The sequence below is a fragment of the Carnobacterium sp. genome, from assembly GCF_040274425.1.
Genome location: NZ_JBEMBC010000083.1, coordinates 1 through 12319, shown reverse-complemented (window position 1 = coordinate 12319; position 12319 = coordinate 1). Strand labels below are relative to the sequence as shown.

At 29.9% G+C, this 12319-nt stretch carries 16 protein-coding genes and 1 pseudogene; 3 read left to right on the top strand and 14 right to left on the bottom strand.

What is annotated here, in order from left to right; translation table 11 throughout:
- Positions 1–148 precede the first annotated feature (148 nt).
- The 5 genes and pseudogenes from ABS911_RS12540 to ABS911_RS12520 all read right to left on the bottom strand — a co-directional run bounded on the left by ABS911_RS12540 (position 149) and on the right by ABS911_RS12520 (position 3390).
- Positions 149–655: a GNAT family N-acetyltransferase gene (locus ABS911_RS12540; protein ID WP_350467837.1), complete on the bottom strand. Its 507-nt coding sequence runs from the start codon at positions 653–655 to the stop codon at positions 149–151.
- A 70-nt stretch (positions 656–725) separates the two neighbouring features.
- Positions 726–1275, bottom strand: a pseudogene (locus tag ABS911_RS12535) (tyrosine-type recombinase/integrase).
- Between the two features lie 165 nt (positions 1276–1440).
- On the bottom strand, positions 1441–2367 hold the full coding sequence (locus ABS911_RS12530; RefSeq protein WP_350467836.1) for a hypothetical protein: 927 nt from the start codon (positions 2365–2367) through the stop codon (positions 1441–1443).
- A gap of 156 nt (positions 2368–2523) precedes the next feature.
- Positions 2524–2667 (bottom strand): hypothetical protein, encoded by a 144-nt coding sequence (locus tag ABS911_RS12525; protein ID WP_350467835.1) that lies wholly within the window; start codon positions 2665–2667, stop codon positions 2524–2526.
- Positions 2668–2925: 258 nt separating this feature from the next.
- A complete protein-coding gene (locus ABS911_RS12520) occupies positions 2926–3390 on the bottom strand; it encodes a hypothetical protein (RefSeq protein ID WP_350467834.1) in 465 nt (154 codons plus the stop codon).
- A gap of 347 nt (positions 3391–3737) precedes the next feature.
- Here ABS911_RS12520 and ABS911_RS12515 point away from each other — a divergent pair, with 347 nt between their 5' ends.
- The 3 genes from ABS911_RS12515 to ABS911_RS12505 all read left to right on the top strand — a co-directional run bounded on the left by ABS911_RS12515 (position 3738) and on the right by ABS911_RS12505 (position 5187).
- Complete coding sequence (locus tag ABS911_RS12515; protein WP_350467833.1) at positions 3738–4079, top strand: type II toxin-antitoxin system RelE/ParE family toxin; 342 nt, start codon at positions 3738–3740, stop codon at positions 4077–4079.
- 26 nt (positions 4080–4105) lie between these two features.
- The gene (locus ABS911_RS12510) at positions 4106–4381 is read left to right on the top strand and encodes a helix-turn-helix transcriptional regulator (RefSeq protein ID WP_350467832.1); all 276 of its coding nucleotides are present in this window, start codon (positions 4106–4108) and stop codon (positions 4379–4381) included.
- A 485-nt stretch (positions 4382–4866) separates the two neighbouring features.
- Positions 4867–5187 (top strand): hypothetical protein, encoded by a 321-nt coding sequence (locus ABS911_RS12505; protein ID WP_350467831.1) that lies wholly within the window; start codon positions 4867–4869, stop codon positions 5185–5187.
- Positions 5188–5365: 178 nt separating this feature from the next.
- Here ABS911_RS12505 and ABS911_RS12500 read toward each other — a convergent pair whose 3' ends face one another.
- From ABS911_RS12500 to ABS911_RS12460, 9 genes are all read right to left on the bottom strand, one after another.
- On the bottom strand, positions 5366–5704 hold the full coding sequence (locus ABS911_RS12500) for a type II toxin-antitoxin system PemK/MazF family toxin (RefSeq protein WP_350467830.1): 339 nt from the start codon (positions 5702–5704) through the stop codon (positions 5366–5368).
- Entirely contained in the window at positions 5698–5940 is a 243-nt protein-coding gene (locus ABS911_RS12495) for an AbrB/MazE/SpoVT family DNA-binding domain-containing protein (protein ID WP_350467829.1), read from the bottom strand. Before ABS911_RS12495 ends, ABS911_RS12500 begins: the two co-directional genes overlap by 7 nt.
- A gap of 199 nt (positions 5941–6139) precedes the next feature.
- Positions 6140–6355 carry a hypothetical protein gene (locus tag ABS911_RS12490; protein ID WP_350467828.1) on the bottom strand — a complete coding sequence of 72 codons (216 nt, stop codon included), beginning with the start codon at positions 6353–6355 and terminating at the stop codon, positions 6140–6142.
- 1051 nt (positions 6356–7406) lie between these two features.
- Complete coding sequence (locus tag ABS911_RS12485) at positions 7407–8009, bottom strand: class I SAM-dependent methyltransferase (RefSeq protein ID WP_350467827.1); 603 nt, start codon at positions 8007–8009, stop codon at positions 7407–7409.
- A gap of 32 nt (positions 8010–8041) precedes the next feature.
- Positions 8042–8944, bottom strand: coding sequence for an NAD(P)/FAD-dependent oxidoreductase (locus ABS911_RS12480; protein WP_350467826.1), 903 nt, complete (start codon positions 8942–8944; stop codon positions 8042–8044).
- Between the two features lie 69 nt (positions 8945–9013).
- Positions 9014–9427: an RrF2 family transcriptional regulator gene (locus tag ABS911_RS12475; protein WP_350467825.1), complete on the bottom strand. Its 414-nt coding sequence runs from the start codon at positions 9425–9427 to the stop codon at positions 9014–9016.
- A 242-nt stretch (positions 9428–9669) separates the two neighbouring features.
- Entirely contained in the window at positions 9670–10803 is a 1134-nt protein-coding gene (locus tag ABS911_RS12470) for a hypothetical protein (RefSeq protein ID WP_350467824.1), read from the bottom strand.
- Entirely contained in the window at positions 10800–11498 is a 699-nt protein-coding gene (locus ABS911_RS12465) for an ABC transporter ATP-binding protein (RefSeq protein ID WP_350467823.1), read from the bottom strand. The genes ABS911_RS12470 and ABS911_RS12465 overlap by 4 nt, the downstream gene beginning before the upstream one ends.
- Before the next feature lie 496 nt (positions 11499–11994).
- Positions 11995–12319: ATP-binding protein (locus ABS911_RS12460; RefSeq protein ID WP_350467822.1), on the bottom strand; the 325-nt coding region annotated here is incomplete at its 5' end.

The following is a 12319-nucleotide window of genomic DNA, read 5'->3' as shown; positions in this document are numbered from 1 at the left end:
CGTTAACTTTATTCTACAGAAGGGACTTCCTTTTTTGTATGTTTTTTATTCATTTACACAAAATATTTTACACTCTCAAATAAGAGTACCTAAAACATGTTTTTTATTTGATAAACATGGTGAGTGTATTAATTAAGCTTTTAAATATTTATTTTTTAATTTCATATACAAGATGTTCTTTATCATTTCCATTTTGAATTCGTGTATAAGTAAATTTATACTTCATGCCAATGGTTTCTACAACTTTTTTTGAAGCCATATTAGTAGGAACAAATTGTGCTATCACTCTATCTAAGTTAAATTTATAAAAAGCCATTCGAATTAATTTTCTTGCAACTTCAGAGCCAAATCCTTTACCTTGATAGGATTCTTTTATGATATATGCAAGTTCTGTGCAATCCTTGCTTTTAATTTCAGTTTGAATCAATCCAGCTATTCCGATAAATTCATTGGTGTCTTTATTTTCAACGAGAAAATAACTATATCCATATTGAGAATATTGTTCAATTATTTTATCTATCCAAAATTTAACCTGATTGTCCGGATAGATTTCCCCCCAACCAAGAAGCATTAGTTGTTTATTTTGCAATAATTCTTTTAAATACTTAAAATCATTTCCATCGATTTTCCTCAAACTAATTCGTTCTTCATTCAACTAAAACACTCCTTTAAAGTTACTTAAAATAATAATCACTATAGCAACAAAAAATTTATTTAGAATAAATCTAAAAACCTAATCTAAAGTTTAATAGCGTTTCGATGATTTCATCTTCATTGATTCCAATATAGCGTTTCGTGATTTTCTCGCTGCTATGACCGAATATTTCTATCAGTGTGGCCACGTCTTTGGTTTTCTTGTAATAGTAGTAACCAAACGTCTTACGCAGCGTGTGCGTGCCAATATCGTCTCTTCCTAAGAGTTTAGCGGCCTTTTGAAACATCTGATAGACCGTATTCACTTCTACATGTTCGCGTTTGCTGCTAGGAAACAAATAATCTTCTGATTCTAGACCTTTTGTACAGTCTTGGATCAAGTCCTACAAACTACTCAAATACAAAATACAGATTTTGCCTATTTCTTTCTCTACTATCCGGGGGTTTTGAGGAAATAAGTTCTTTTTCCTTTAATTTGACGATATCCGACATGCGCAAACCGCTATTAATCCCAATCAAAAACAGAAAAACATCCCGATCTGCGTTTTTATTGCGCCTTAAACAGAATAAAAAGTCGTTTATTTCTTGTTGCGTTCTTAATGGTTGGACATTGTAACTCATTTAAAAGCCCTCTCCTCTCACAAAATTGATACATGATTTTGTTTAATATACCATATAATCGTGTGTCGGAGAGCGATAGAAAAAAAGAACCCTATTGGAATAGGATTCTCGATACACGATTTTATATAATTTCATGTATTAACAATAGTTTTAATCTGAAAATTATTAAATTGATTTTGTATTATATAATATAGCAAATTGAACTAGTTTTCTATTTTTAAGTTTTGAAGAACCATCGTCAATAACAACTCTAAATCCAATTTCATCATTTATATACAATACTATATCTTCTTCATTAAATTCTTTTAATTCAAACACCGTTAATACAATTACGTCTTTAGATTCTTTTTTAGCCGTATAGCTCTTCAGCATTCTTAAATAGTCAGGCAAACCTACATCTGAAGTTTCTGAAAAAAAGGCTTCTTTCAAAACAAGTGTAGCTTTTTTCTCGCTATCAATGTCTTTTATACTAATTTCAAAGGAATGATCATTAAATTCTTTTATTTTTTTTATTATTCCATATGTTTTTTTTATACTTGAATTATGTTTTTCAGATAATTGATTTAAGCTCACTCTAAAAATCGAAGGATTTCTTACTTTGCCACCATCTGCAATAATTTTTTCTTTTTTATCTTTATCTTCTTTAGATTCCTCTAACGTAAATTCCGGATTAATATTATTAGTTGGTTCACTATTTTTGTCTGTTTTTACGGATTTTTTTTTCTTAGGACCAGAGTTAAGGCTTTCAGCTAATAATGGTCTTAATTTAGGTTCTAAAAATTTAAGAACACTACTTAATGTATTGTCATAACCGTCATCACTTAATGTAGATTTTATTTTCTCTGAATAAGTCTTATTTCTAGTAACAAATTGTGTAGTTTTTAATTCACAGAACTCTGAATGTTCTTTACCTGGAAATTTTTGAAAATGATGTCCTCTAGATTCGGAGGCTGAATGGTATATAAATCTTGCTTCACAATTTTTAGTTTCACAAAAAATTGTGTCTTCAATTTCATTAGCATCTTCTAAGCTTACAAATTCGTCAACTGTTATAATTTTATTTAAAGTCTTTGAGTATACAGCATTAGCCATGGTCATTTCCCCTTGAAATATATTTTTATTAAACTTAACAATAGAACTTAAAACTATTGTGGTTTTATTTTTTGAACAAATGATAAAAGACTCTCTTGCAGTTTAAGCTTAGAGTCCTTTATCATTCAGTATGATTTTACTGAGTTTAATTTTTTTCTATTTTTCTTTTGGGGCTGTCCAAAAACAGAAAACTTTTCCGTTTTTAGGATAAATTTTATGACCATTTTTCACAATATACCGGCAACAAATCCATACTTGACCTTTGTCATTTATATCTCCGACTTTTTGTTTTTCTGTCATTTAAATTAACTCCTACTTATTATTCTTTAGTTGCTAAGTAGATAAAAATATGCTAATTTAGAATATAACAGTACATAGTTAAGTCCTCCAAGCATAAAGTGTATCTAGTAAATACACTTATTTATCATTAGCTGCGAGGACTTTTTTTATTTGTTCTAATATGTAAGCACCTCCATTTTTTATTAAAAAAGTTTCTTACCCACGCTTAATTACTATTATAACAGCTTCACACAAAAAACACAATAGAACAATCACATATTACTGTTCTATTTTTTTAATTATGTTATCAAGTTCTTGTATTATGTGAGGTATCATCTGTATACTTTGGATATCCTCGTTAGATAACCTTAAAATATTGTCTACAGCAAGATTATCTAAATCTTTTTTACATTGGTTAATTGTTCTAATAATTTGTCCTCTTTTTATGTTAGTTTCATACAAATAATATCCACGATCAACATTGACTATTCTTCCGTTACTTTCATCTGTCAAATCTCTCATAGCTCCACTATAAATCCCTGGAGAAAAAATTCTTCCGGTAGTCTCAGATATTAAATTCCTTATACTCTTTAATGACACAGGAACACTTTCATTTTGGCTTAAAATTATCCAAGCAAGATCTCTAATAATTTTAGATGGAGACTCCCTATTTTGAAGTAGTTCTTCAGCTACTTCTCTCAACATTTCTATATCTCTGATATTTATATTTTCCATATCATTCATAATTTCACTCCTCAAATATTACTATAAATACAGTTTAACACGTTTATACACAATAAACACATAATTTAGTTAACATTATTATTTCTATTAGTTCTTAAAAATTAAGTTTTATTATTCGGTATTGTATATAATTATTTATATACAATTAAAAATTATGCCCCCTTCACTCAATTTATTTACTCTACTAAATAGATTTAAAAATTAAAAAAAAAAGGAAACCTTGAACTATTAAGGCTTTGGTTACAAGATTCTAAGCATTTTTCATGTATTGAAAAGCGATTATCAAACTTGGTAATATATCAATTTTGATATATTATAGAGATGTGCAAAGAGTGATAGGAGTTTCTATGAAAAAATATGAAATAGAGTTCTATGAAGATAGAAAAGGCCAAAGTCAAATAGTGAATTGGATCAAAGAACTGGATAGTAACCCAACTAAAGAAAATAAATCCACCTTAAAAAAGCTCTATTATCAAATGAAACGTCTGGAATATGACGGAACTTTTATAGGAGAGCCCCTTGTTAAACAGATTGAAGGTAAAATTTGGGAATTACGCCTAATTCCTAATCGCGTATTTTTTGCAACCTTAGAAGATAATCAACTAATTTTATTACACCAGTTTAGAAAGAAATCTCAAAAAACACCAAAAAGAGAAATTGAACAAGCTAAACGTGAATTAGCTGATTGATTAGAACGTAAGAAAGGATGATTAGTATGAAATGGACAGATGTAAAGAGAGACATTAGCAGCATCTCTCAAGAAGATAAAAATCTTATTGAGTTGACCGCTTTATTAGCTAGTCTTCGTAGAGAAAAGAATATGACTCAAAAAGAATTAGCTGAAAAAGTATATGTCTCTCAGGCTCAAATAGCTCGTGTAGAAAACTTTTCTTATGCTCCTTCTCTAAAGACCATTACAAAAATTGCAGACGGTTTAAACTTAGAACTCACATTTATCGACAAAACAACTAAAGAACGGGTGAAAAATTAAATTATACGAAGAAATTTTTTCGTTCTAAAATCAAAGAAGCTCTCTCAACACTCCTTATTCGAGTGCTGAGAGAGCTTCTTTTGATACATAATTTTATCTAATTTCATGTGTTGGAGATATGACTACAAAAAAACTGTTTATACACCCACAATTAATTTTATATGTGGGTATATTTAACAGTTTTTTGTGGGTATATAAAAGTTGTAATCTTTGATAAATAAGTTTTTTTCTAAAAACGTTTAAATCAGTAAAAAATATAGAACTACAATAACTAGATAGATGTAGTCATATCACATCGCTTTTTGTAGTTGTATATAAATGAATACAGGTATTTTAAAAGAATGGTTATAAAAAACGTGCATTATATTATATTAATTACTCTTTAAGAATACACGTAAAATAAAGGTTTTACTTGATACATAGTTAGTTTATTGCTTAAATATACTTGTAAGTATTTAAAAATACAAAAGAACGGAGGATCTTTTATGATGGCTCATTTTTTTGATTCATTCTGGTGGATGTTTTCAGGAGTTTTTATTACTGCAGGTGTTTTAATTACTTTAAATTTAATAAAAGTAATTAGTTTTAGGAAAGAACTTTCTTTAAAAGTAAAAATATTAGATTTAATCGTTCCAATAGGTTTACTAGTCCTTTTAGTTTTTGCTAATTTCTTTTCAGGCGTTCTATATGATCAATTTAATCTAGAAACAGATAACATGCTACTTATACTAACCTTTTATTCAGGTGTCATATTTTTAGTTCAAGTTTATTATACGTTTAAGAAGGAGAAACAAAAAAGTGTCTAGAAATGCACTTTCTAATTAAAGCAACGCAACAAGATATTATTGAAAATGCTGTTATTTTCTTAAGTACTTAATATAAATAATAGCAAAAAGGACTCTACTGCTTTTTAAGCGATAGGGTCCTTTTGAGCATTAACTATTAATAGCCTTCATTGCTAAATTTAATTTTTCACTGTCAAAACTACTTTATCTTTTCATCTTTTTGAAAGATTACTTTTACTTTCATTAATAATTCATCTATCAATTTCTCTGGAACAGTTTCTACATAATTATACTTTCTTGAGTTGTAATCAATTGTTACTAATTGATCTAATAAAACCTTGCCTGTAGATTTAGTACCTTTCAAAGGTACATACAAGGGATAATTTCGCTCTGTATTAGATATAGGAGCAAAGACAGCTATATTAGCAAAGTCACTTACACCATGATAACTTAAACAAATATATGGTCTGTATCCTTGTTGCTCATGACCTTGTTTAGGGTCTAGGTTTATTTTTACAATATCACCCTGTTTTACCATTTTTCATTTCCAACTGGAGAGAAGTTTTGCACTTCCGTACTGAACTGCTCGTTATTATAATCTTTAAAAAGTTCTTCAAAAGTTAATTCCTTTTCTGCTTTAGTTAATACAATCGAATGATTCACTACCTCAACATTCAGTTCATCATCTTTTTCTGCTTCCAATGCTTCTAAAAGGCTCTTTGGTAAACGTATTGCATGACTGTTACCCCACTGTTTTACTGGTATCTGTATCATTTTTAGCCCTCCCTTTTTATAATTTCATTATACCACAAAAGTATATACAATGTGTACACATAAACCGTTTTTAAATTAGATTAATTTTTATAATAAAACCTAAAAAAAAGCAAACCTAATACTAGATTTGCTTTTTTTAGATATTAAATCTATCTAAATTTATTTAATTAAGTAATCAAAACGATTAAATTTCAGCTTGTTAAGAATTATATCCAAATACGAATGTATACAATAATATAAAAAGTGAAACTAATATGAGTATTGATCCTATAACTATAATAATTAAAGCTAATATTGGGGTTTGTTTTCGTATTTTTATTCCCGCAGTTATTAGGAAAATTCCTCCAATCAAAAACATAGCTTCAAAAAGTAATATAGGCCATTTATATCCTATTGAATTTTTTACGAATACCATCAGTCACCTCCCTTTCACAACCATAACTATAATCTAATTGTATTAGATATTCTGATAAAAATAACCTTATTATCTAAAGACTCTAGATACATTATTCTATGTAATTTCATGTATCTAGGTTTTAGCTAGCTGAAGTATAATATAAAAGGCCAAAGTTAATTTTTTATGCAGATTAAGGAGCGAAACCGTAAAAAGTTAACATGAAAAGGAAATATCCTATAGCAATTATTCCTGTCAATATAACGATAGCTCCAATAATTATCACATATTTCAAAAAAACTAAATAGATATCTGCGTTCATTATTAATTTCCTAAACAATAGTATCAAAATTACTCCCAAAGGGATAAATAACAAAAAATACAATGTAGATAAACCATCATAGTATATGTTTATTCCTTGATTAGGCAAAGATGTTTTGAAAAATATAGAAAAGCCTAATAGGAATACAATAAAAATTAAATTGACTACAACTGAGTAAATACGAAACTTCTTTTTGTATTTACTAGGTAACTTAAGGCCGAAAGAGATTAAAACGTATATTGCAGAGATTACGACTGCAACGACAATATTTAATGGAAACTGCATGTGGATTCTCCTTGTCATATTTAAAGATGGGTGATCCCTCTAAACATGAATTTTTTGAGATATACATAGTTAGTAATTTCTTTAAAATTTAATATTTAGATTAAATCCAATAAAACTTAATTCAGATATTATCTGATCTATTAAAAATAAAGTCCTTTTCGTAACCCCTTCCCTCCTTTAATAGTTGAATTAATTATATAATAAAAAATACTCTATAAATAGCAACCAACAGTTTACATGACGCAACCATTGGTTTGCATTCATCAAAAAAGTAACCGTATAATTTAACGGTTACTTTTTTGATTTATTTTTACGAATAAATGAATCTATGTAAAATAGTGTGTTTTAGGCCACAAGGATATTTGTATCCTTATGGCCTATTTTATCAATACCTGTTTCTATGGAATTTACTGTCAATTTTTAAAGTGAATTATTTTTGTATCTGAAGAATTAAAACCCTTTATTTTAATTTTTTTTAGCACTTAGAATAAACCTTGATGTTTCTTGTTCATCATTCTCTTTTTCCGCATCATAAAAGATGTCTGACTGGATGTTTTGAAAGCCTATTTCTGACAAATCAGCAGTTAATACAGCTCTATCCATTCCATGTCCATGACCACTTGATGTTTTTTCTAGTTTTTCCATTTCAATAATCAGTAATTGACCATCTCCATTTAAGGCATCATAAAGTTTTGTTAATAATTTATGGCTGTCGGAAATGTGATGCAATACTAAAGAAAGGATAATGGTATCTGCTGTATAGGGAAGATGACCGTCTTTTTCAATATCTAGACAAAGTACGGACGCTTTTTTAGTATCTATATCTGCTAATTTTTTCTCAACCTGTTCGATCATTGCTGGAGATGCATCTACAAACAACATAGATTCAAAATCCTCTAACAAATCTAGACCTACATTTCCTGTACCGCAACCGAAATCTATAGCTGTCTTTGTATGGTTTTTATCTAACAAACTGCGTATAGCATCGGTAGAACGTTTTGCCATATCCTTATTTTTTGCTGTATCGTATTTTGCTGCCAATTGATTAAATTGATTTATATGTCCCATTGCGTTCACTCCGCTCTTTTTTATAGATCTATTTATATTTCTTGAAAAGCTTCCTCACAAGAGTCCGCTATAATCCCTGCGCCTGCCATATGACCTTGACTGGCAGAAACAATTAATTGAGAAGGTCCTGTTATTTCTCCGGCTGCGTAAATACCTTTGATATTCGTGTGTCCCATCATATCCGTGACAATAAAGCCTGCTTCGTTGACTTCTATGCCCAATTGTTCAACAAAAGGAAAGTTAGTATCCAACATTGTTGTACAAAAGCCACCTGATCTGTTGATTTCTTCTCCGCTTTCGAAGACAATGCTCTGAAGTTCTCCACCTGTACCTTTTAATTCAACGATTCTTTCTTCAATCAGGCGAATATTATTTATTTCTAAAACTTTCTTCTGCTCAGCATTAAAAACACTGTTTCCGTTAGTGGCCACAATCAGATCATCTGTCCAGTTTTTCAATAATTTAGCAACATGTAAAGCCTGAATCGATTCTGCTATGAGTACCAAGGGTCTGTCTTTCATTTCCCATCCATCGCAGAAAGGACAAGAGAAAATACTATTTCCGTAATACTGTTCAATTCCTTTCACATCCGGAAGTGTCTCTTTCACTCCTGTAGCTAAAACGATATTTTTAGTCTGAATTGTTTCCCCTGACTCGGTGGTCAACTTAAATGAGTTTTCCAGCGTTTTTTCAATAAATAGAATTTTTTCATTTTTGATAGAAATGGTTGGATAGTTTAGTAAATCTCTTCTGCCTTCTTTTCTGAAATCTTCTGGCTTAATTCTATCTCTCGTTAAAAAAGCGTGAGTTTCATGTGTCACAGCATTTCTGGGCTTTTCTTCATCGATAAGAAGCACTTGTTTTCTCCCTCTTCCGGCTACTAAAGCAGCGCTCATACCTGCTGGACCTCCACCGATTACAACAACGTCTATCATCTTTTCTCCTCCTATAAACTCTATTAAAGACCTTTAATATCTACAATTAGCATAAAAATTAGCGAAACACTAATTTTTTTCTTGCCTTTGCTTCAAAATATCCGCAATTGTCTTGCGTGCAAGTTCATCTTTCAGCTTATCCTCTGCCTCTGCTACTGCACGTTCGATCAAGCAATGTCTATTCCACTTACCATCATGAGACATCGTACAGTTCAATAATGATTCATACCCTTCAATTGCTTGAATAATATCAAGAAATGTACATTCTTCTGGTGAACGCAGTAACCGGTATCCACCTTTTACTCCCGGAGTTGATACGATCAATCCAGCTTTTGATAATTTTGTCAGTATTTTTGACAAATAAGTGGGGGATATTTTTTGGCGTTTGGCTAAATCTTCTACCCTGACTGCTCCACTGGTAGATTCCATTGCCAAATGAACCATAGAATGTAAAGCATAGTTTGTAGCTTTTGAGTACTTCATTTTGCTCTTCCTTTAATTACAGATTCATTTTGTCTTTAATTGAATATAAGGTAAATCTAACTTAAAGTCAACACATTTTTTATAAGATACGAAAAAGAACTAGTCATAAAAAAACTTTTTAAGACCGGGTTTTAAAAATACGTTTTTAAGCAATTTCATGTATTACTTAAAATATATAAGTTAACTAGTTTTTATAATAGAATCTAGATTATCATTTTGTGACGTTTAAAGAAAAATAAAGTTTAAATCTTACTTTTTTTACTTATCAGGACACTAGAGATAAGGATACATAAAATAGAATAAGCGAATAAACAGATTAATCCACCTGTGAAGTTAATATGTTCATTAATTACAGGGAAATCTTCTGTCCCATATGTAATTACTTTTGTTAAATCAAAATAAGTGAACGGTATATAGTGAGCAATTCTAGCAAAAAACGAATCCGTATTATTAAATAAAGGCAATGTGGGAAGCAAGACACTTGTCAGCATAACAGATAAATAAATAAAAAAGTTATCTGTAAACCTTGAGATCAATAACGCTAGACTAGCAAGAAAAATATAAATAGCAAATAACAAGATAATAAATTTTAATAGAAATTGACCTGTGGTTAGTATTTGGACAGATAGTTGATCTCTTGATATAGCAAGAGGGTAATTAAAGGTCCCCATTCCATTTTTTAAAGAAACAACTAAGAAAACTGGTATCAATGAAAGCAAGAAACCAAAGAAACTAAAAAGAATGGCTACACTCATTTTTGTGGAAAGTATTGTTCTATATTTTAACGGGGTCATATTTAAAAAGTCTTTCGTTCCTCTCTCCTTTTCCATAGAAAGAGTATTTGTATAGACCAAAACAGGAAGAAGAAGCAGAAATGTAAATGGAATAAAACTGTGAAACGCAGTAAATATGTAATTAATTCCGCCATAAGAATACTCTAAGCCACTGAGTGGTGCTAGTTTATTTTTAACTAAGTAGTCTATTTCTGCTACTTTCTTTCTTTGCTCTATGATAGGAATTCCAACAACAGATCCTGATTCCATTTGTTTTAAAACTTTATTTTCTAGCGCTAATTCTGCTTTTGTTCTTTCATAAATATTTCCCGATTCATATGTTTTTAGCAACTCTTTTAATAATTGCAACCGTTCTGTTTCATCAGCTGCAGCTGCTTGAGCGTCATCTTGTTCCATTTGACTAATACCTTCTTCAGTCATCATGATATCACTTTTTATATAATCAATCTTTTGGGCATCCATATCAAATTCCATAGTGACAACAAGAGGGGAAATGAAAAGAAAGAAAAGAAAGAAAAATAAAGCTACATATGTTTTATCTTTTAAAAGTTTTTTAGACTCAATAAGTAGGTGTGCTTTCATATCTCGACCTCCATATTATAAAGTTGCTCATACATATCTTCTGAAGATAGATTTTCTTTATTCTTATCCAAAAAATATGCTACTTGTTTGTCTTTTAAGAAAATGATTTTATCTGTAATAGCATCGATATTGGATAATATATGCGAAGAAAAAAGAATAGTCTTTTCGTCCTGTTTCATTTTTTTTAAATACGAACTAATTTTTTTAATGCTTGTCGGGTCTAATCCGTTCATTGGTTCATCTAATAAAATAACGTCCGCATTACTAACGATGCACATAGCCATTAAAATATGCTGTTTCATACCTAAAGACAACTTTTTTATTGGTCGGTTAACATATTCAATAATTCCAAGCCTTTTGATAACGTTTTCTATTTCAACTGGCGAATCCCAAGAAGCCTTCACATACTTTAAATGATCCATACCACTGAGATTTGGATATAGAGTCTGATTACTCTCCACAAAATAGATTTTTTTGTAATAGGCTTTTCTATCTTCACTTCGGCTAAGATTATCGATTAATATCTGACCTGATTTCGGTTTAATTAGACCAGAAACAGTTCTTAGTAACGTAGTTTTCCCAGCTCCATTTGGTGCAACTAGACCAATAATTTCAGATGGGTAAAACTCAAGATTAATAGAGTCTAAAATTTCTTTTTTACCATAATTAACGTTTAGATTGTCGATTTTTAGCATATTTAGACCTCCTTCAAAATATTTCTATCATCAGTAAATTTTATATTTATCTAAATTTCCTACTCATCAATTAGACAAGTATATAAAAATCCAACTAATTATATGGTTTGAGTGTCAGAAATTTTTGTTCTCATAAATCTATCTAAAAGTATACAATATACAATAGGTGTCATTTGACACCTTAGCCATTATATTAAATTGCAGTTTTGTCATTTAAATAAATAACGCTAATTATTTAGTATTATAAAGATTGTATGACAAGTTGACAAGTATAATAAGCAGTGATTTTTTAATAAATAGCGTTTTCTTTTATCCGAAAGATTCAAAAAAATATATAAATAGGTATGTATATGCTAAATTCAAAGAAAAAATTAAATTTAAGCAGTATTGTACTGCTAGGCCTTTGTTTAATTAGTTTTATTTACTTTCCCACAAATTCAATGTAACTGTCAACTACAATTGTGCACTTTTTGCTAATTAATTTTGTGCACTTTCATTAATCAAATATTGTTTCTCTATTTTTCATTCGATGGCTTTCTCCATCCATATGGATAACTTCACAGCGATGGAGAAGACGATCAAGAATTGCCGTTGCGATTCCCTGATCTCCAAGCATCTTACTCCAGTTATCCGGACCTTTATTGGAGGTTAGGATAATGGAACTTTTTTCGTACAAATCACTGACAAGTTGAAAAAATAAATTAGCCTCATTTGTTTCCATGGCCATGAACATCATGTCATCGATAATCACTAACTCTGATTTTCTGATACGCATTAACCGCAGTTCAGATTTTCTTACATAACTTTCAGTTTTTAATAAC